Source organism: Pseudomonas sp. B21128 (assembly GCF_044218865.1).
In the GTDB taxonomy this organism is placed as follows: domain Bacteria; phylum Pseudomonadota; class Gammaproteobacteria; order Pseudomonadales; family Pseudomonadaceae; genus Aquipseudomonas; species Aquipseudomonas iridis.
Genome location: NZ_CP162590.1, coordinates 3263636 through 3283952 on the forward strand (window position 1 = coordinate 3263636; position 20317 = coordinate 3283952).

General features: G+C 56.2%; 17 protein-coding genes, 2 tRNA genes and 3 rRNA genes. 12 read left to right on the forward strand and 10 right to left on the reverse strand.

Annotated elements, in window-relative coordinates:
- Positions 1-32: 32 nt before the first annotated feature.
- The 6 genes from AB4P91_RS14545 to soxR all read right to left on the reverse strand — a co-directional run bounded on the left by AB4P91_RS14545 (position 33) and on the right by soxR (position 4044).
- On the reverse strand, positions 33-608 hold the full coding sequence (locus tag AB4P91_RS14545; RefSeq protein ID WP_150593205.1) for a DUF6162 family protein: 576 nt from the start codon (positions 606-608) through the stop codon (positions 33-35).
- Positions 605-946 (reverse strand): hypothetical protein, encoded by a 342-nt coding sequence (locus AB4P91_RS14550; RefSeq protein ID WP_150593206.1) that lies wholly within the window; start codon positions 944-946, stop codon positions 605-607. Before AB4P91_RS14550 ends, AB4P91_RS14545 begins: the two co-directional genes overlap by 4 nt.
- Complete coding sequence (locus AB4P91_RS14555) at positions 943-1485, reverse strand: thiamine pyrophosphate-binding protein (protein ID WP_150596166.1); 543 nt, start codon at positions 1483-1485, stop codon at positions 943-945. Before AB4P91_RS14555 ends, AB4P91_RS14550 begins: the two co-directional genes overlap by 4 nt.
- Positions 1482-2681, reverse strand: a complete 1200-nt coding sequence (locus AB4P91_RS14560; protein ID WP_395603056.1) for a PepSY-associated TM helix domain-containing protein — start codon at positions 2679-2681, stop codon at positions 1482-1484. Before AB4P91_RS14560 ends, AB4P91_RS14555 begins: the two co-directional genes overlap by 4 nt.
- A gap of 339 nt (positions 2682-3020) precedes the next feature.
- Positions 3021-3479: a VOC family protein gene (locus AB4P91_RS14565; RefSeq protein ID WP_395603057.1), complete on the reverse strand. Its 459-nt coding sequence runs from the start codon at positions 3477-3479 to the stop codon at positions 3021-3023.
- A gap of 112 nt (positions 3480-3591) precedes the next feature.
- Positions 3592-4044 carry a redox-sensitive transcriptional activator SoxR gene (gene soxR, locus AB4P91_RS14570; RefSeq protein ID WP_150593211.1) on the reverse strand — a complete coding sequence of 151 codons (453 nt, stop codon included), beginning with the start codon at positions 4042-4044 and terminating at the stop codon, positions 3592-3594.
- A gap of 93 nt (positions 4045-4137) precedes the next feature.
- On the opposite strand from soxR, the gene AB4P91_RS14575 reads away from it, so the two are divergent.
- From AB4P91_RS14575 to AB4P91_RS14595, 5 genes are all read left to right on the forward strand, one after another.
- On the forward strand, positions 4138-4503 hold the full coding sequence (locus AB4P91_RS14575) for an antibiotic biosynthesis monooxygenase (protein WP_150593212.1): 366 nt from the start codon (positions 4138-4140) through the stop codon (positions 4501-4503).
- A gap of 151 nt (positions 4504-4654) precedes the next feature.
- Positions 4655-4924: a hypothetical protein gene (locus AB4P91_RS14580; protein ID WP_395603058.1), complete on the forward strand. Its 270-nt coding sequence runs from the start codon at positions 4655-4657 to the stop codon at positions 4922-4924.
- A gap of 99 nt (positions 4925-5023) precedes the next feature.
- The gene (locus AB4P91_RS14585) at positions 5024-5638 is read left to right on the forward strand and encodes a LysE family translocator (protein ID WP_042560193.1); all 615 of its coding nucleotides are present in this window, start codon (positions 5024-5026) and stop codon (positions 5636-5638) included.
- A 205-nt stretch (positions 5639-5843) separates the two neighbouring features.
- The gene (locus AB4P91_RS14590; protein ID WP_395603059.1) at positions 5844-7010 is read left to right on the forward strand and encodes an aminotransferase class V-fold PLP-dependent enzyme; all 1167 of its coding nucleotides are present in this window, start codon (positions 5844-5846) and stop codon (positions 7008-7010) included.
- 54 nt (positions 7011-7064) lie between these two features.
- On the forward strand, positions 7065-8873 hold the full coding sequence (locus tag AB4P91_RS14595; protein ID WP_395603060.1) for an aminopeptidase P family protein: 1809 nt from the start codon (positions 7065-7067) through the stop codon (positions 8871-8873).
- A 47-nt stretch (positions 8874-8920) separates the two neighbouring features.
- Here the strand turns inward: AB4P91_RS14595 and AB4P91_RS14600 are convergent, their stop codons facing one another.
- Both AB4P91_RS14600 and AB4P91_RS14605 read right to left on the reverse strand, forming a co-directional pair.
- A complete protein-coding gene (locus AB4P91_RS14600) occupies positions 8921-9517 on the reverse strand; it encodes a 2-hydroxychromene-2-carboxylate isomerase (protein WP_395603061.1) in 597 nt (198 codons plus the stop codon).
- 37 nt (positions 9518-9554) lie between these two features.
- Positions 9555-10283 carry an SDR family oxidoreductase gene (locus AB4P91_RS14605; protein WP_150593217.1) on the reverse strand — a complete coding sequence of 243 codons (729 nt, stop codon included), beginning with the start codon at positions 10281-10283 and terminating at the stop codon, positions 9555-9557.
- Positions 10284-10376: 93 nt separating this feature from the next.
- Here AB4P91_RS14605 and AB4P91_RS14610 point away from each other — a divergent pair, with 93 nt between their 5' ends.
- Complete coding sequence (locus tag AB4P91_RS14610) at positions 10377-10940, forward strand: TetR/AcrR family transcriptional regulator (RefSeq protein WP_150593218.1); 564 nt, start codon at positions 10377-10379, stop codon at positions 10938-10940.
- A 1-nt stretch (position 10941) separates the two neighbouring features.
- On the opposite strand, the gene AB4P91_RS14615 is transcribed toward AB4P91_RS14610, so the two are convergent.
- Positions 10942-11223: a hypothetical protein gene (locus tag AB4P91_RS14615; RefSeq protein ID WP_042560187.1), complete on the reverse strand. Its 282-nt coding sequence runs from the start codon at positions 11221-11223 to the stop codon at positions 10942-10944.
- Between the two features lie 168 nt (positions 11224-11391).
- Positions 11392-12279, reverse strand: a complete 888-nt coding sequence (rhtA, locus tag AB4P91_RS14620; protein WP_150593219.1) for a threonine/homoserine exporter RhtA — start codon at positions 12277-12279, stop codon at positions 11392-11394.
- 666 nt (positions 12280-12945) lie between these two features.
- On the opposite strand from rhtA, the gene AB4P91_RS14625 reads away from it, so the two are divergent.
- The 6 genes from AB4P91_RS14625 to mrdA all read left to right on the forward strand — a co-directional run bounded on the left by AB4P91_RS14625 (position 12946) and on the right by mrdA (position 20277).
- Positions 12946-14482: ribosomal RNA gene (locus AB4P91_RS14625) — 16S ribosomal RNA — on the forward strand.
- An 82-nt stretch (positions 14483-14564) separates the two neighbouring features.
- Positions 14565-14641 (forward strand) — tRNA-Ile (locus AB4P91_RS14630).
- 30 nt (positions 14642-14671) lie between these two features.
- Positions 14672-14747: transfer RNA gene (locus AB4P91_RS14635), tRNA-Ala, on the forward strand.
- A gap of 254 nt (positions 14748-15001) precedes the next feature.
- A 23S ribosomal RNA gene (locus AB4P91_RS14640) occupies positions 15002-17895 on the forward strand.
- 151 nt (positions 17896-18046) lie between these two features.
- Positions 18047-18162: ribosomal RNA gene (gene rrf / locus AB4P91_RS14645) — 5S ribosomal RNA — on the forward strand.
- Together the 16S, 23S and 5S rRNA genes with 2 tRNA genes alongside form the textbook arrangement of a ribosomal RNA operon.
- A 222-nt stretch (positions 18163-18384) precedes the next feature.
- Positions 18385-20277 (forward strand): penicillin-binding protein 2, encoded by a 1893-nt coding sequence (gene mrdA / locus AB4P91_RS14650; protein WP_395603062.1) that lies wholly within the window; start codon positions 18385-18387, stop codon positions 20275-20277.
- Positions 20278-20317 lie beyond the last annotated feature (40 nt).

A 20317-nucleotide genomic window follows, 5' to 3' on the forward strand; every position in this document is an offset into this window, starting at 1 on the left:
CAAGCGGTCTTCTCTCGGGTGAAGGCGAGGAATCAATGGCGATGTTCGCGGGTAACCCCGGCATCGTATTGCGCGACGATCTGTTTCCAGCCGGCGGCGGCCAGGGCGGCGTCAGTCAGCTCCCGAGGCGCCGTGAGTGCGGCGTCACGGTTGAGCCAGATATCCGGCGCTGCCTGATCATCAGCGCTGACACGCATCAGAAACGAACCGGCGATGGAGGGTGTCTGGCTATGACCGAAGTAAGCGGCGTCGCTCGGCATCTGCCATGCATGACTGCCTCGGGCGACGGAACTTGCGTCCTGGGCGAACGGGGCAAAACCTTCGTCCGCGAGATTTTGCGGCGTCGGCAGGGTTTTCTGCTCTTCGCGCAGCAAGCGGATTTCGTCCAGCGTCACGCGCAGGTCGGCATAGATGCCTTGCTCGGCGGCGCTGAGGTCGCGGCGCGCGTCCAGTTGATTGCTGGCGACAGGTTCCGGTTCATGGGACACCCCACGCCATGCCACCACGGAACCTGCCAGCGCCAGAATCAGCAGGCACAGCAGCAACACGTTAAGGGTTTCATGGCCGGCACCGGCCGGGCGCACGATTTGTGTGGTGGGCGTGCTCATGGCGCTTCGATATCCGCTTGATCGATTTCCACCACATGGCCAGGGCCCGCGTCGAACAGCACGTAGAACTCGGCGCCGGGTTTCTTGAAGGTCACCGTCGAGTCGGGGCCGAGCTTGCCCGGCACCAGAATCGTTTCGTCGTAACCGATCACATCCAGGGTCACACCGGGTGCGCCGCTGCCATCGGAGAAGCCACCGGTACATTTGATCTGTTCGTCATCGACGGCTTTGCATTCGCACATCGGGTTGTGCGCCAAGGCGCTTGCACTGAAGCCGGCGCACAGCACCAACAGTGCGGCGCTGAACCGCAGACGGAAAGGACGTTGCGAGCAGGTCATGGTTTGGCTCCTTGTTTGTTCAGCCAGGCGATGGTGGCGGGGGAGGCCTGGCTCAGGGGAATCGAGGCCTGATGCATGCTGCCGTCCCAGCCTTCCATGGTGATCCACAGTTCGGCGTCGGGTTTGGTCTTGTCCGGAATTGGCACTTGTGTGCCCATGTTGTAGGGCGTGCCGAAGAAGATTGAACCGGCGGCACGCAGGCTGCGGGGTTTGCCGATGCGCAGGTAGGTGGCCTTGACCCCTTCGACACAGGTGGTGCACAGCGCAGCGGTGAAGCCTTTGAGATAACCGGCTGTACCGTCGGAACGTGGCGCCTCATTGCGAAACTCGGCCAGTCGCAGGCTCCACGGCCCAACCGGGATTTCACCTATCTCGCGCTCGCCGAGGCCTGCGTCACCACGGAAAAGTGCTTGTTCGGCGAAGTAGTTGGGCATGAAACCCAACGGGATCAGCAGCAACAAGATGTTTATGTGAAAGCGCCATTTATGCCAGAACAGACTCAGTCGCGACGGTTGCGGGGCAGTGGTGATCTTGCTCACGAGTTGACCTCCGACGGTTCACGGCTGACGACGGCTTGCGCATTCACGCGATTTTTTTTGTCTTCGCGCTTGAGTGCATTGACGGTCGCCAGCGCCGTGCGCTTGGTCCAGATCAACAAGCCGCTCAGGACCATCATGCTCAACACGAGGCCGAAGAAGAACCAGATGAGCTTGATCCACAGCCCGCCGAAATCACCGGTGTGCAGCGGTCGCATTGATTCGGTGACGAATTCCAGGGCCGTTCGGTCGGACAGCAACCGCGAGGCCGCGACCTCACCGCTGTACGGATTGAGAGTGGCGCTCTGGAACATCAATGGATACCAGCCACGCCCCTGGATATCGAGATGGCTGTAGGCGTTGCCCGGGAGAAAAATACTGCTGGCTTCCAGCCCGGGAATCTTTTGCCGGGCGATTTCGACGGCCTGATCCAGGCTCACTTGTGGTGGTGGCAAACCGTTGGCCGACAGCGGCACGCTCTCACGGGACATGGACGCGATGACCGGCTCGCTGGAGATCGAAATCTGGTAGTCGGACAGGAATGCCTCGATCAGGAACCAGACAGCCGTGATGGAAATGACCGCGATGAACCAGATCGACCAGATGCCGCTCAGACGATGAAAGTCGCCCCAGAAGATCCGTGCGCCGTGGCGAAAACGCAAGGTCGGACTGAAAAAGCCTTTCCAGAAGCGTTTATAGACCACCAGCCCCGTAACCAGTGACGCCAGCATTGGCAAGGCCAGGAACGACACCAGATACCAGCCCCAACTGTAGCCATTGGTGAACGGCACCAGCCACCAGCCGTGCAGCGCGCGGGTGAAGCCGCGAAAGTTGAAATCAGGTGCCTTGCCCTGGATCACCCCGTTGTACGGGTTTACGTAAAGTATTTGCGAAAGACCATCCGGTTTGCTGACGCTGACATCCAGGGCGAAATGCGATTCGTCCGGACGATTGATGCGCTTGACCAGCAACTCCGGCTCGGCCTTCTTGATGGCGGCCATGATCTCGTCATAACCCAGCAGCGGTGCGTCGTCAGACGGTTGATTGGCGTGCATCTGTGGATTGGCCAGCCAGACGATTTCCTGGCTGACCACCGCCAGCGTCCCGGTTACGCAAACGATCAGGACGAAAAACCAGATCGGTAATGCGAGCCAGCTATGTACCAGGAACCACAGTTTGGAGCGGGATTTTTTTGACATGATTGGGCGTCTAGAGAACGGTGAAAGGGCGCGTGGCTGCGGGCTTCACAGCACGGGTATCCCCGAAAGGCGCTCGTGGCTTTTGCCTACGCGAACGGCCTGCATCTCTATAGGACGGATGAGCGAGATAAATCCCGATAAGGAATGTGAAAGTAAATGTTTCGCGTTCTGTTCGACATCGCCACGTATTGTGGGAGCGTCGGGCTGCTGGAGTGTGCAGTCCGCGTCAATGCCGGATTTGTCAGAGTTTTCGCGAGCAGGCTCGCTCCCACATTTGAAATGCATTCCAAGGTGGGAGCGAGCCTGCTCGCGAAAGAGTCAGTTGGGACGCTGATGTATTCAGCCTTGGCTAAACATCTCCATCGCACGCTGCTTGATCTGCTCTTCAGTCAGATCTTCCTTGTGGGTCGCGAGAAACCACAGATGCCCATAGGGGTCCTTCAACGTTCCACTGCGATCACCGTAAAACTGATCCTTGACCTCAGACACCACGGTTGCCCCGGCATCCAGCGCCCTTTGGAATGACTTGTCGACATCCGTCACATACAGATGCAAACCGACAGAGACGGTTTGCTCCGGACTGCTCAATGGCCCTTGATCGCACGGCGAGCCGAGCATGATTGCGCTGTCACCAATACGCAGCTCCGCGTGGCCGATGCTGCCGTCGGGCATGGCCAGGCGCATGACCTCGGTGGCGCCGAACGCTTGCTTGTAGAAGTCGATGGCCTCGACGGCCTTTTGGATGCCGAGATACGGGGTAATGCTGTGATACCCCTCGGGGATGGGTTTGACGCTCATGACGTTCTCCCTGTTTTTATTTTTCGAAATGTTGGTTCACCGGATTCCCGGAAGAATCAATATAGAACTGTCTTCCCGGCCAGGAATTTCGCCCGACGAGCAGCAGCCCACATTACGTATCCAAAAAGTGCGCCCCCGGCCCCTGTTCACCCAACACATCGCCCTGATTGCGTAACGGACACGCCTCCATCGACAGGCAACCACAACCGATGCAGCCATTGAGCCGGTCACGCAGTAACGTCAGTTGATTGATCCGTTCATCCAGTTCCCGTTGCCACTGCTGAGATAGAACCTTCCAGTCCGCCGCCGTCGGTGCGCGATCGTCGGGGAGGACTTTCAGTGCTTCGCCAATCTCCGCCAGCGGAATCCCCAAACGCTGCGCGACTTTGATCAACGCCACTCGGCGCAGCACGGCGCGCGCATAGCGTCGCTGATTGCCGGCGTTGCGCTGGCTCTTGATCAAACCCTTGGTCTCGTAAAAATGCAGGGCAGTGACCGCAACACCGCTGCGCGCCGCGACTTCGCCGACGGTGAGGGGCTTGTGCAGGTTTTCCTTGGTGATCATGCTGAAATTGCTCTTGACCTTGACTTAACTAGAGGTTTTACCCTGCGCTTCTTCGAGTCGCAAGATTCGCCTGACAACCAAGTGGGGAATTTCATGCAAGCATCAGCGAAAAACCGCAGCTTCACCCAATTGATCGAGTTCGAGATCGAGCCTCGCCAGCAGTCGGGCCTGGTCTCGGCGCTGTCGATGCAGACCGAACGCCTGGCTCAGCGCTATCAAGGTTTCATCAGCGCGAGCGTGCAGGCCAGCGATGATGGCCGGCGGGTATTGAGCTTGCTGCAATGGCAAACCCGCGAGGCGGGGGAGGCGGCGTTCCGCAGTTTCGAAAGCGGTGAACAGGATTTCTGGGCGTTGATCCGCGCCCATCAGGCGAAAACAGTGACCTTCAATTCGTTTCAGGTACTGAGCAGCATCGCTCGCAGCCACGACGACGCATTGCACTGCAACCTGATCAGTTAGATCGACAGCCTTGTCAGCCGCTCACGGTCAAGAGACAGGCGGGTTAGTGACGATTTGCTGATAGCCACTATTGAAAGCGTTGATTTCTGCGCAGGCGTGTCGAGGCGTAGCCTTTCTCCATCGACCCCACATTGCTCGCCAGGACGCTCCCATGAATCATTTACTGACTGTTTCGCTGTTGTTCGCCGTCTCCGTACTCGCCGGATGTGCCAGCCATGTTTCTCCCGAACTGCGGCCCTACTCGGCAGAAGAATCTCGGGAACTGGCCATGGAGGCACTGAACCGCAGCGGTTTGTCGTTTGACGAATACCATGCCAAAAAAGCCCGATTACTTGGCCAGCCACAGAAGGCCTTCAGGTTTGACAAGCAGGGCGAGATGAGCGCTGAACGTGCCGTACAGCTGCATGGACGCCCCAGCTGAAAACAAACTGTACTGGTTGAAGTTTTAGCCAACTGTCCGTGGGTTTGCCGGGCCGCGTGGGGTAGGGTCTACACCTGAATGACCCTGACGGACTGCACCATGAACCTCTCGCTTGATTTACTGTTGGGCTTTGCCCTGTTTGCCCTTGTCACCTCGATTACGCCGGGGCCGAACAACACCATGTTGCTGGCATCGGGCGTCAACTTCGGATTCAACCGCACCATCCCGCATATGCTCGGCATCACCTGTGGATTCTTCGTCCTTGTGGTTGCCGTGGGATTTGGCCTGGGCGCGGTGTTTCAGTCCTATCCGATTCTCTATACGGTTCTGCGCTACGTCGGCGCGGCGTATCTGTTGTATCTGGCATGGAAGATCGCCCATTCGGGGCCGGTCGGTGACAACGTCCAGGGCGAAGCCAAACCGATCAGCTATCTGGGCGCCGCGGCGTTCCAGTGGGTCAATCCCAAGGCGTGGATCATGGCCATTGGTGCTATCAGCACGTACACGCCGATGCAGGGATACTTCACTAACGTCGTGGTGATCGCCGCGGTGTTCGCCATCATCAACTTGCCGAGCGTCGGCGTCTGGGCAGCGTGTGGCACGCTACTGCGCAATGTGCTGAAGGAACCGCGCTGGTTGCGCGTATTCAACTGGGGCATGGCGGCATTGCTGGTGATTTCGTTGTATCCGTTACTTCTTGAAAGCTTTAGCTGACGCGTTGCTTCAACCGCCGGCCCGATGCCTGTTAAGCTCGGCTTCAGGAGCGTTCCTACGCACTTTTAAATGAAGTTGTCCTTCTTTAACGGCATCCGATCAGGTATTGATGACGCTCTCGAACCGACGCGCAGCTCACAAGGCTGCGCTGTGCCGTTTGCAGACACGAGCCTCCTGATCCCGGAACACGCTCTGCGAGTCTTTTATGAACACACGTCCGTTGTATTTCGATTACGCCGCCACGACCCCGGTGGACGAGCGGGTCATCCAGGTGATGATCGAATGTCTGGGGTTTCACGGCAACTTCGGCAACCCGGCCTCCAGCTCCCATGCGTTTGGCCAGCAGGCCCGGCAGGCGGTCGAGCAGGCCCGCCGGCAAGTCGCCGAACTGGTCGGGGCGCACGCCGAACAGATCGTCTGGACTTCCGGTGCCACCGAGTCCAATAACCTCGCGCTCAAAGGCGTGGCCCAGGCGCGCGGTGTCGGCGGCGGCCACATCATTACCAGCCAGATCGAACACAAAGCCATCCTCGATACCGCCCGCCAGTTGCAGGACGCCGACGTTGCCGTGACCTATCTGGTCCCGGACGCCGATGGATTGATCACACCGCAGGCGGTCAGCGAAGCGATGCGCGATGACACCTGTCTGGTCTCGCTGATGCTGGTCAACAACGAGCTCGGTACTGTCAACGACATCCCGGCCATCGGTCAAATCGTGCGCGGTCGCGAAGCGCTTTTCCATGTCGATGCGGCTCAGGGCGCCGGCAAAGTGGCGATCGATCTGGCGCAGTGGCCAGTGGACCTGATGTCGTTCTCGGCACATAAACTCTATGGCCCCAAAGGCATTGGCGCGTTGTACGTCGGCCCGCGGGCGCAGCAACGGGTGCAGGCACAGATTCATGGTGGCGGACACGAAAGCGGCTTACGCTCCGGGACGCTGGCGACTCATCAGATTGCCGGAATGGGCGCTGCATTTGCTTTGGCCGCAGGCGCTTTTGATGAAGAGAAAAAATCCATCGTCGCGTTACGCGAACGCTTGCTCGAACAATTGCTGAGTCTGCCCGGCGTGCGTCTCAATGGCAGTGCCAGTCAGCGCATTGCGCACACCTTGAGCCTGACGTTCAGCGAGGGCGAATTCAACAGCGCGGCGCTGAGCCATTCGATCGCGTTTTCCGCAACCTCAGCCTGTAACTCCGCAAGCAACGCGCCATCCCACGTGCTGGTGGCGCTGGGGCATGACGCACGGCTGGCGGGGCGTACCATTCGCCTGAGCCTCGGCCGTTTCACCACCGCAGACGATGTCGACAAGGCTTGCGAATTGATCAAGACCGCCTGCGCCAGTGCTCCGGCATTCTGGGCGACAGGGCTTTAACCAGCCGATCCATGGCTACGAACAATAACGAATAAGTGATTAGCAGGAGACATGATGAGTACCCAGACCTTGACCGAAGGATCGGTGCCCCAGCGCCTGGCGCGCACCCGTGAACTGATGCGCCGTGAAGGCATTCATGCGTTGTTGGTGCCTTCTGCCGACCCGCATCTGTCGGAATATTTGCCGGGTTACTGGCAGGGACGGCAGTGGCTGTCGGGCTTTCATGGTTCGGTCGGCACACTGATTGTCACCCTCGATTTCGCCGGTGTCTGGGCCGACAGTCGTTACTGGGAACAGGCGACCAAGGAACTCAATGGCAGCGGCATCGAACTGGTCAAGCTGCAACCAGGGCAGCCGAGTCCGCTGGACTGGCTGGCTGAACAGACCCCGGAAGGTGGCGTGGTTGCAGTAGACGGCGCAGTCATGGCCGTGGCTTCGGCGCGTACGTTGAGCGGCAAGCTCGAAGCGCGTGGCGCGAGCCTGCGTACCGATATCGATCTGCTTAAGGAAGTCTGGAGCGACCGGCCAACTCTGCCAAACGCGCCGATCTATCAGCATCTGCCACCGCAAGCGACCGTAAGCCGTGGCGACAAACTCGCCAAACTGCGTGAAACCTTGCAGGAGCGCGGTGCCGACTGGCACTTCATCGCCACCCTCGACGACATCGCATGGCTGTTCAACCTGCGCGGCGGCGATGTGTCGTTCAACCCGGTGTTCGTCTCTTTCGCCCTGATCAATCAGCAACAAGCGACGCTGTTCGTTGCGTTGAGCAAAGTGGATGCGTCGTTGCGTGCAGTGCTGGAACAGGACGGCGTGACACTGCGCGACTACAGCGAAGTGTCCGAGGCCTTGCGCGCCGTGCCGAGCGGCGCGAGCCTTCTGGTGGACCCGGCGCGTGTCACCAGCGGTCTGTTGGATAACCTCGACAGTGGCGTAACACTGGTCGAAGGATTGAACCCGACCACGTTGGCCAAGTCGCAAAAAAGTGAAGCCGACGCCGCGCACATTCGTAAAGCGATGGAGCAGGACGGCGCGGCACTCTGCGAGTTCTTCGCCTGGCTGGAATCGGCCTGGGGTCGTGAACGCATTACCGAGCTGACCATCGACGAGAAACTTACCGCTGCCCGGGAGAGTCGTCCGGATTACGTGTCGCTGAGTTTCAATACCATCGCTGCCTTCAATGCCAATGGCGCCATGCCGCATTACCACGCTACCGAAGAAGAGCACGCGGTGATCGAGGGGGACGGTCTGTTGCTGATCGACTCCGGTGGTCAATATCTCGGCGGCACGACCGACATCACGCGCATGGTGCCGGTCGGTACGCCGACTGAAGAACAGAAGCGCGATTGCACACGCGTGTTGAAAGGCGTGATTGCGCTGTCGCGGGCACAGTTTCCGAAAGGCATTCTGTCTCCATTGCTCGATGCCATCGCGCGGGCGCCGATCTGGGCTGAGAGTGTGGATTACGGCCACGGCACCGGTCACGGTGTGGGTTACTTCCTCAATGTGCACGAAGGCCCGCAAGTGATTGCCTATCAGGCAGCGCCGGCACCACAGACCGCGATGCAACCGGGGATGATTACTTCGATCGAACCGGGCACTTATCGTCCGGGCCGTTGGGGCGTGCGCATCGAAAACCTGGCGATGAACCGTGAGGCAGGCAGCAGCGAGTTCGGCGACTTCCTCAAGTTTGAAACCTTGACCCTGTGCCCGATCGACACGCGTTGTCTGCTGCCAGACTTGCTGAGTCAGGAAGAAAAACAGTGGTTCAACGCCTACCACGCTGAGGTGCGTGAGCGCTTGAGCCCGTTGCTCGACGGTGCGGCGCTGGAGTGGCTGAATACGCGTACTGTTGCAATCTGATCGTCATGTGCGGGCGCTGATTTCAGCGCCCGCGTGTCTCTTTCGATCTAGACTTGACGCAATGCTTCCTCGACGAAGTCGAGACGATCCTGGCCGAAGAACATCTGATTGCCGATAAACAGAGTTGGAGCACCGAAGACGCCTCGCTTAACGGCGGTTTCGGTGTTGTCCTTCAGCGCAGCCTTGACTGTTTCGTCGTTGGTTAGGGCCAGGACGTCATCGGGCGCAAACCCGTGTTCGCTTAACACGGCAGCCACAGTCGCCGGGTCGCTCAGGTTTTTGCCCTCCACCCACAACGCCGTGAACAAGCAATCGACGAACGCCTGAAAGCGTTCCGGTTGGCGCAGTTGTATGCCGGTGACGGCGCGCATCAACAGCAGCGTGTTGATCGGAAAGTGCGGATTGAAATTGAGAGCTACACCATAGCGTTTGGCGTAGCGGTTCAGATCCTGAAACATGTAGCGACCCTTGGCCGGGATCATTGCCGGTGAGGCGTTGCCGGTAGCTTTGAAGACACCGCCCAGCAGCATCGGAATGTAGATCAGCTGACTATGGGTTTCTGCGCAGATCCTGGGCAGTTGGGTGTAGGCCAGATAAGTGGCAGGGCTGCCGAGGTCGAAATAGAACTCCACGGTTTTGGTCATTTTCGCTGCTCTCTATTTATTGTTATGGGCGGTGGGTTTACCAGCGTTCGTTCCAGGGGCGCAGATCCAGCTCGAACGTCCATGCATCGCGTGGCTGACTGTGCAGATACCAGTAATTTTCGGCGATGTGCTCGGGATTGAGGATGCCGTCCTGATCCTTGGTGGCGTATTTCTCGGGGAAGCTGTTGCGGATGAAATCGGTATCAATGGCACCATCGACCACGATGTGCGCAACATGAATGTTCATCGGGCCTAGTTCGCGGGCCATGCTTTGTGCGAGCGCGCGGATGCCATGCTTGGCGCCGGCGAATGCGGCGAAACCCGATGAACCGCGCAGTCCGGCAGTTGCGCCGGTAAACAGAATGGTTCCACGTTTACGCGTGACCATGCGTTTGGCCACTTCACGGGCATTGAGGAAACCTGAGAAACAGGCCATCTCCCAGATCTTGAAGTATTTGCGAGCGGTTTCTTCAAGGATGCTGCACGGCACGTTGGCACCGATGTTGAAGACAAAAGCTTCAATCGGGCCGAGGCGGGCTTCGATGTCTTCGATCAGCGCGATGACTTCTTCTTCCTTGCGCGCATCGCAAGCAAAGCCGTGAGCTTCGCCGCCCTCGGCCTGAATGGCGTCCACCAGCGGCTGCAACTTATCGGCACTGCGCCGCGTGACGCACGCAACGAATCCTTCCTTGGCAAAGCGCTTGGCAATCGCGCCACCCGTGGCATCACCCGCACCGACAACCAATACGACCTTCTTGTTATTCATGGGTGGAACCCCTTTGGTAAACGATCGTTAAGTGAACGAACGTTATGCTAGGATTCGGCCAGCGTCAAGGTGGTCAACTCGAGGGCAAACAACATGCGTTACTCCGCCAATCACAAGCTGGAAACCCAGGAAAAGCTATTGCAGAGCAGTGCGCTGTCGGCCAAGCGATCCGGGTTTTCCACGGTCGGCGTCGATGGTTTGATGAAGGCTATAGGGTTGAGCGGTGCAGCGTTCTATAGTCACTTCTCTTCCAAAGATGCGTTGTTCACTGCGATCGTCGAGCGGGAGCTGGGGCAAAGCCTTGAGCGACTGGGCGGACAGGGGGGGCAGGATCGTGAGCGGCTGGAGCGTTGCCTCAAACACTATTTGAGCATGGCTCACGTGGAGCAGCCTGAATCGGGCTGTGCTTTGCCGGCGCTAGGTGCGGAAATCGCCCGCTCGGATATTCAGGTTCGTGAGCAGGCCCAGATGTGGATCTGCAGGCTTCAGGACAGTTGGGCGCAGATACTTGGGAGCGACAGCCTGGCGTGGTCGATTCTGTCGCAGTGCGTTGGCGCGTTGGTAGTGGCGCGAATGCTGGCCACGCCGGACGTTCAGCGCAAGGTGCTGGAGTCCAGCCGCGACGAAATTGGGCGTCAGATCTCCCGGCAGCCGTGATCTATTTACAGATGACGATCATGCTGCGGCTGGTGTAGCCAGCGGGATTGAGACCGAACGGGTAGTCGCCGGGCTCCTCTACGGAATCCCCTGACTTGGCGATGACCTTGTAGCCTTTCGGGGCACAGGAGTTGGCTGCGCTGGTATAGCACTTGTCCCAAGAGGACGAGAGTCCCGAACAGTTGATGTGCAGCCCTTTCTTGCCGTGCTTCACCTGGGTTTTCGAGGTCGCCGCACAGCCCGCAACTGCGAGTACGGCGATCAATATCAAAATTCGTTTCATTACCGTCCTTATAGCGGCCGCGAGTCTGATGCTCCGGTCTGCCTGTATTCGCTTGTGCTCTAAGCGTTTCGAAATCCCTGTCGGAAAAAATCCATATCTGGCATTGGGTTGCGAGCCTAAACATGGCCTAAATGAACGCCAATTGCCAGACCTTCGTCAAATCCTGTTTCAATCTGCCGCAATGGCAGGCTTGGCGGCGCTGCCCATGGTCATGGTCGCGCCAACGGAAGCCAGGATAATGCACATGATCGCCATCCATTGTGACAACGTAAGGTATTCCTGCAAAAACAGCAGGCCCGACAGCGCGCCAAATGCAGGTTCGATACTCATCAATGTGCCGAAGGTTCGCGCGGGCATTCGGGTAAGAGCAACCATTTCCAGGGTGTAGGGCAGGGCGGTGGACAGGATGGCGACGCCGATGGCAATCGGGATCAGCGAGGGTGTGAGTAGCGCTGCGCCGGCATGCACGATACCGATGGGAGCCACGAACAGTGCCGCGATCATCACACCTAACGCGGCGGTCGTGACGCCGTTATCAGCACCGGCCCTCTGACCAAACAGAATGTATAGCGCCCAGCAGATCCCGGCACCCAATGCATACCCCGCCCCAACCAGGTCGATTCCCGCGGTTGTCGCCCCCGTCGGTATCAATAGCACCAGGCCGGCTATGGCCAGGCCGATCCACAGAAAATCAATGGCGCGTCGGGATGCATATATAGCTACGGCCAATGGGCCGGTAAATTCGAGAGCGACGGCGATGCCCAGCGGCACTGTGCGCAATGACATATAGAAGAGGAAATTCATGCCTCCTAACGCCATACCGTAGACGATCACCGTACGCAGCGACTTGGCCGTCAGCTTTGCTCGCCAGGGACGCAGCAATAAAAGCATGATCACACTTGCGAAAATCAGGCGCAGGGTTGTCGTCCCCTGAGCGCCGACCACTGGAAACATGCTTTTGGCCAGCGATGCACCGGACTGGATGGATGCCATGGCTATCAATAGCAGGCCAACCGGGAACAGCGTTGAGGCAAGAGAGCGGGGTTGGTCATTCATTGCGCGGCATCGTCCAAGGTAAGAGCGGGTATTGTTGTAGGTAGTGGGCAATATATTGCGCATTCATGCCTCTGACGTCTATATATAAGCAGGTTTTTCGGAAGTTTCGATAAAATCGAAAATAGCGGTTGACGGCAGATTCCAGACGTCTATAATTCGCCCCACTTCCGGCGCAGTCGAAACGGAAAACTCCTTGAGATTCAATGAGTTAAGTAGGTTTCGAGAGCGGGTCGCTTCAGTTCATCGAAGCCTGGAAGGAGTTGAAAGAGCGGTGATGTTTGGCTCTTTTAACGGTTCGATCTTCTCGGTCGAAAGCGGAGAAAAAGAGGTGTTGACAGCAGCGATTAACGCTGTAGAATTCGCCTCCCGCTAACGAGAGATCGGAAGCGCAAGTGGTTGAAGTTGTTGAAGAATTCTTCGAAAACTTCTGAAAATAATCACTTGACAGCAAATGAGGCTGCTGTAGAATGCGCGCCTCGGTTGAGACGAAAGATCTTAACCAACCGCTCTTTAACAACTGAATCAAGCAATTCGTGTGGGTGCTTGTGGAGTCAGACTGATAGTCAACAAGATTATCAGCATCACAAGTTACTCCGCGAGAAATCAAAGATGTAACCAACGATTGCTGAGCCAAGTTTAGGGTTTCTTAAAAACCCAAAGATGTTTGAACTGAAGAGTTTGATCATGGCTCAGATTGAACGCTGGCGGCAGGCCTAACACATGCAAGTCGAGCGGATGACAGGAGCTTGCTCCTGAATTCAGCGGCGGACGGGTGAGTAATGCCTAGGAATCTGCCTGGTAGTGGGGGACAACGTTTCGAAAGGAACGCTAATACCGCATACGTCCTACGGGAGAAAGCAGGGGACCTTCGGGCCTTGCGCTATCAGATGAGCCTAGGTCGGATTAGCTAGTTGGTGAGGTAATGGCTCACCAAGGCGACGATCCGTAACTGGTCTGAGAGGATGATCAGTCACACTGGAACTGAGACACGGTCCAGACTCCTACGGGAGGCAGCAGTGGGGAATATTGGACAATGGGCGAAAGCCTGATCCAGCCATGCCGCGTGTGTGAAGAAGGTCTTCGGATTGTAAAGCACTTTAAGTTGGGAGGAAGGGCATTAACCTAATACGTTAGTGTTTTGACGTTACCGACAGAATAAGCACCGGCTAACTCTGTGCCAGCAGCCGCGGTAATACAGAGGGTGCAAGCGTTAATCGGAATTACTGGGCGTAAAGCGCGCGTAGGTGGTTTGTTAAGTTGGATGTGAAATCCCCGGGCTCAACCTGGGAACTGCATTCAAAACTGACAAGCTAGAGTATGGTAGAGGGTGGTGGAATTTCCTGTGTAGCGGTGAAATGCGTAGATATAGGAAGGAACACCAGTGGCGAAGGCGACCACCTGGACTGATACTGACACTGAGGTGCGAAAGCGTGGGGAGCAAACAGGATTAGATACCCTGGTAGTCCACGCCGTAAACGATGTCAACTAGCCGTTGGGAGCCTTGAGCTCTTAGTGGCGCAGCTAACGCATTAAGTTGACCGCCTGGGGAGTACGGCCGCAAGGTTAAAACTCAAATGAATTGACGGGGGCCCGCACAAGCGGTGGAGCATGTGGTTTAATTCGAAGCAACGCGAAGAACCTTACCAGGCCTTGACATCCAATGAACTTTCCAGAGATGGATTGGTGCCTTCGGGAACATTGAGACAGGTGCTGCATGGCTGTCGTCAGCTCGTGTCGTGAGATGTTGGGTTAAGTCCCGTAACGAGCGCAACCCTTGTCCTTAGTTACCAGCACGTAATGGTGGGCACTCTAAGGAGACTGCCGGTGACAAACCGGAGGAAGGTGGGGATGACGTCAAGTCATCATGGCCCTTACGGCCTGGGCTACACACGTGCTACAATGGTCGGTACAAAGGGTTGCCAAGCCGCGAGGTGGAGCTAATCCCATAAAACCGATCGTAGTCCGGATCGCAGTCTGCAACTCGACTGCGTGAAGTCGGAATCGCTAGTAATCGTGAATCAGAATGTCACGGTGAATACGTTCCCGGGCCTTGTACACACCGCCCGTCACACCATGGGAGTGGGTTGCACCAGAAGTAGCTAGTCTAACCTTCGGGAGGACGGTTACCACGGTGTGATTCATGACTGGGGTGAAGTCGTAACAAGGTAGCCGTAGGGGAACCTGCGGCTGGATCACCTCCTTAATCGACGACATCAGCTGCTCCATGAGCTCCCACACGAATTGCTTGATTCATTGAAGAAGACGATAAGAAGCAGCCCGAAATTGGGTCTGTAGCTCAGTTGGTTAGAGCGCACCCCTGATAAGGGTGAGGTCGGCAGTTCGAATCTGCCCAGACCCACCAATTTTGTGTGGGAAACGCCTGTAGAAATACGGGGCCATAGCTCAGCTGGGAGAGCGCCTGCCTTGCACGCAGGAGGTCAGCGGTTCGATCCCGCTTGGCTCCACCACCACCACTACTGCTTCTGACGTATGAAAGCTTAGAAATGAGCATTCCATTGAAAGATGGTGAATGTTGATTTCTAGTCTTTGATTAGATCGTTCTTTAAAAATTTGGGTATGTGATAGAAAGATAGACTGAACGTTACTTTCACTGGTAACGGATCAGGCTAAGGTAAAATTTGTGAGTTACTCTGAATTGAGTATTATCGAATTTTCGGCGAATGTCGTCTTCACAGTATAACCAGATTGCTTGGGGTTATATGGTCAAGTGAAGAAGCGCATACGGTGGATGCCTTGGCAGTCAGAGGCGATGAAAGACGTGGTAGCCTGCGAAAAGCTTCGGGGAGTCGGCAAACAGACTTTGATCCGGAGATGTCTGAATGGGGGAACCCAGCCATCATAAGATGGTTATCTTGTACTGAATACATAGGTGCAAGAGGCGAACCAGGGGAACTGAAACATCTAAGTACCCTGAGGAAAAGAAATCAACCGAGATTCCCTTAGTAGTGGCGAGCGAACGGGGACTAGCCCTTAAGTGGCTTTGAGATTAGCGGAACGCTCTGGAAAGTGCGGCCATAGTGGGTGATAGCCCTGTACGCGAAAATCTCTTAGTCATGAAATCGAGTAGGACGGAGCACGAGAAACTTTGTCTGAATATGGGGGGACCATCCTCCAAGGCTAAATACTACTGACTGACCGATAGTGAACTAGTACCGTGAGGGAAAGGCGAAAAGAACCCCGGAGAGGGGAGTGAAATAGATCCTGAAACCGTATGCGTACAAGCAGTGGGAGCAGACTTTGTTCTGTGACTGCGTACCTTTTGTATAATGGGTCAGCGACTTATTTTCAGTGGCGAGCTTAACCGAATAGGGGAGGCGTAGCGAAAGCGAGTCTTAATAGGGCGTCTAGTCGCTGGGAATAGACCCGAAACCGGGCGATCTATCCATGGGCAGGTTGAAGGTTGGGTAACACTAACTGGAGGACCGAACCGACTACCGTTGAAAAGTTAGCGGATGACCTGTGGATCGGAGTGAAAGGCTAATCAAGCTCGGAGATAGCTGGTTCTCCTCGAAAGCTATTTAGGTAGCGCCTCATGTATCACTGTAGGGGGTAGAGCACTGTTTCGGCTAGGGGGTCATCCCGACTTACCAAACCGATGCAAACTCCGAATACCTACAAGTGCCGAGCATGGGAGACACACGGCGGGTGCTAACGTCCGTCGTGAAAAGGGAAACAACCCAGACCGTCAGCTAAGGTCCCAAAGTTATGGTTAAGTGGGAAACGATGTGGGAAGGCTTAGACAGCTAGGAGGTTGGCTTAGAAGCAGCCACCCTTTAAAGAAAGCGTAATAGCTCACTAGTCGAGTCGGCCTGCGCGGAAGATGTAACGGGGCTCAAACCATACACCGAAGCTACGGGTATCATCTTAGGATGATGCGGTAGAGGAGCGTTCTGTAAGCCTGTGAAGGTGAGTTGAGAAGCTTGCTGGAGGTATCAGAAGTGCGAATGCTGACATGAGTAACGACAATGGGTGTGAAAAACACCCACGCCGAAAGACCAAGGTTTCCTGCGCAACGTTAATCGACGCAGGGTTAGTCGGTCCCTAAGGCGAGGCTGAAAAGCGTAGTCGATGGAAAACAGGTTAATATTCCTGTACTTCTGGTTATTGCGATGGAGGGACGGAGAAGGCTAGGCCAGCTTGGCGTTGGTTGTCCAAGTTTAAGGTGGTAGGCTGGAATCTTAGGTAAATCCGGGATTCTAAGGCCGAGAGCTGATGACGAGTTATCTTTTAGATGACGAAGTGGTTGATGCCATGCTTCCAAGAAAAGCTTCTAAGCTTCAGGTAACCAGGAACCGTACCCCAAACCGACACAGGTGGTTGGGTAGAGAATACCAAGGCGCTTGAGAGAACTCGGGTGAAGGAACTAGGCAAAATGGCACCGTAACTTCGGGAGAAGGTGCGCCGGTGAGGGTGAAGGACTTGCTCCGTAAGCTCATGCCGGTCGAAGATACCAGGCCGCTGCGACTGTTTATTAAAAACACAGCACTCTGCAAACACGAAAGTGGACGTATAGGGTGTGACGCCTGCCCGGTGCCGGAAGGTTAATTGATGGGGTTAGCTAACGCGAAGCTCTTGATCGAAGCCCCGGTAAACGGCGGCCGTAACTATAACGGTCCTAAGGTAGCGAAATTCCTTGTCGGGTAAGTTCCGACCTGCACGAATGGCGTAACGATGGCGGCGCTGTCTCCACCCGAGACTCAGTGAAATTGAAATCGCTGTGAAGATGCAGTGTATCCGCGGCTAGACGGAAAGACCCCGTGAACCTTTACTATAGCTTTGCACTGGACTTTGAATTTGCTTGTGTAGGATAGGTGGGAGGCTTTGAAGCGTGGACGCCAGTTCGCGTGGAGCCAACCTTGAAATACCACCCTGGCAACTTTGAGGTTCTAACTCAGGTCCGTTATCCGGATCGAGGACAGTGTATGGTGGGTAGTTTGACTGGGGCGGTCTCCTCCTAAAGAGTAACGGAGGAGTACGAAGGTGCGCTCAGACCGGTCGGAAATCGGTCGTAGAGTATAAAGGCAAAAGCGCGCTTGACTGCGAGACAGACACGTCGAGCAGGTACGAAAGTAGGTCTTAGTGATCCGGTGGTTCTGTATGGAAGGGCCATCGCTCAACGGATAAAAGGTACTCCGGGGATAACAGGCTGATACCGCCCAAGAGTTCATATCGACGGCGGTGTTTGGCACCTCGATGTCGGCTCATCACATCCTGGGGCTGAAGCCGGTCCCAAGGGTATGGCTGTTCGCCATTTAAAGTGGTACGCGAGCTGGGTTTAGAACGTCGTGAGACAGTTCGGTCCCTATCTGCCGTGGACGTTTGAGATTTGAGAGGGGCTGCTCCTAGTACGAGAGGACCGGAGTGGACGAACCTCTGGTGTTCCGGTTGTCACGCCAGTGGCATTGCCGGGTAGCTATGTTCGGGAAAGATAACCGCTGAAAGCATCTAAGCGGGAAACTTGCCTCAAGATGAGATCTCACTGGAACCTTGAGTTCCCTGAAGGGCCGTCGAAGACTACGACGTTGATAGGTTGGGTGTGTAAGCGCTGTGAGGCGTTGAGCTAACCAATACTAATTGCCCGTGAGGCTTGACCATATAACACCCAAGCAATTTGCGTCGAAAGGCCAGATTGCGGTGTGTGAAGACGAAACGAACCGAAAGTTCGATGTTCACAAAACACCGAAAGCTGTCACATACCCAATTTGCTGAAGCGAGACCAACTGGTCGCGACTCAGTACCCGAATTTCTTGACGACCATAGAGCGTTGGAACCACCTGATCCCATCCCGAACTCAGCAGTGAAACGATGCATCGCCGATGGTAGTGTGGGGTTTCCCCATGTGAGAGTAGGTCATCGTCAAGATTAAATTCCGAAACCCCAATTGCGAAAGCAGTTGGGGTTTTGTTTTGTCCGCAGGAAAGGTCTCAGGTCAGCCGGACCCCTGCTTTTTTCGCAAGAGTTGCCATAGGGAAAAACCTTCTTAAGTGGCCGGGCAGTTTTTGGTATGGTGCAACTCGATTTTTTCATGGACTGATTTTTCGCTAAAGGACAGGCGCTCACTTATGCCAAAGAGTTGCTGTAGAAATGCCTGAACCCATACCGATCAAGGATCACGCAAAAGAGACGCGTCTGGTCAACAAGCGGTTGATCGCCTGCGCCCTTTTTGTCTTCGCAGTCAGCTGCGCTCTGGTAGTGCGTCTGTACATCCTGCAAGTCGTGGAGTTCGACTATCACTCGACCATTTCCGAAAACAACCGTGTCCATGTCCTGCCGATCCCGCCAACACGCGGGCTGATCTACGACCGCAACGGCGTGCTGCTGGCAGATAACCGTCCCAGCTACAATCTGACCATCACCCGCGAGCGTACCATCGACGTCAATCAGGAGTTGGACGAGGTCATTGATCTCCTGCACCTCCCCGTCGAAGACCGTGCGGTGTTCGACAAAGCCATGAAACAGTCCCGTCATCCATTCACGCCGGTGACGCTGTTTTATGAACTGACCGAAGAGCAGATTGCCATTTTGGCGGTCAACGAGTTCCGTCTGCCTGGGCTCGATGTCGAGCCACAGTTCGTTCGACATTACCCGCTCGGCATGCACTTCGCTCACTCGATCGGCTATGTCGGCCGGATTAACGAAAAAGAATCCAAAACCCTCGACTCGGTGGAATACCGTGGCACTCAGTCCGTCGGCAAGACTGGCATCGAACGTTTCTACGAAGCGCAGTTGCACGGGCACGTCGGTTATGAGGAGGTTGAAACCAATGCCCAGGGCAGGGTGTTACGTGTGCTCAAACACACTGACCCTGTACCCGGAAAAAACATCGTCCTGAGCCTTGACGTGAAACTGCAAGAAGCCGCCGAAGCCGCCTTGGGTGGGCGTCGTGGTTCGGTCGTGGCGCTGGATCCGTCCACCGGGGAAGTGCTGGCCATGGTCAGCAACCCGAGTTTCGATCCCAACCTGTTCGTCACGGGTATCAGCTCCAAAGAGTATTCGGCGCTGCGTGATTCTATTGACCGACCACTGTTCAACCGCGTGTTGCGCGGCTTGTACGCACCGGGCTCGACCATCAAACCAGAAGTGGCGATCGCGGGACTCGACGCAGGCGTTGTCACACCGCAGACCCGAGTCTTCGATCCAGGTTACTACCAACTTCCGGACTTCGATCACAAGTACCGCAACTGGAACCACAGCGGCGACGGCTGGGTAGACATGGACGCTGCGATCATGCGCTCCAATGACACCTACTTCTATGACCTGGCGCACAAGCTCGGCATTGATCGGCTGCACGACTACATGGCCATGTTCGGTCTTGGCGAAAAAGTCTCGCTGGACATGTTTGAAGAGTCTCCCGGTCTGATGCCATCCCAAGCCTGGAAACGCACTACTCGTCGACAAGCATGGTACCCGGGGGAAACGGTGATTCTCGGCATTGGTCAGGGTTACATGCAGGTCACGCCGCTGCAACTGGCCCAAGCCACCGCGCTGATCGCCAGCAAAGGCGTGTGGAACCGCCCACACCTGGCCAAGACTGTCGATGGTGTGGCGCCGGTCGACGAGAATCCGATGCCGAACATTCTGCTTAAGGATCCGCGCGATTGGGAGCAGGTCAACCACGGCATGCAGATGGTAATGCACGATGCCCGCGGCATTGCTCGTGCGGCAGCGGCGGGTGCGCAATACCGTATCGCTGGTAAAAGTGGTACGGCACAAGTGGTAGCAATCAAGCAGGGTGAGCGCTATAACCGCGCGAAGACGCTTGAGCGCCACCGCGATAATGCTTTGTTCGTCGGCTTCGCCCCGGCGGAGCAACCGAAGATTGCGATTTCGGTGATGATTGAAAACGGTGAGGCTGGTGGTCGTGTCGCCGGACCGGTGGTGCGGCAGATCATGGATGCCTGGTTACTTGATCAGGACGGCCATCTCAAGCCGCAGTACGCGGCGCCGTCCAAAGCGCCGGGTGATCCGCACGTGTAACCGATAACAGCTTCACAGCACGTTTACGGGAGGCTGAGCG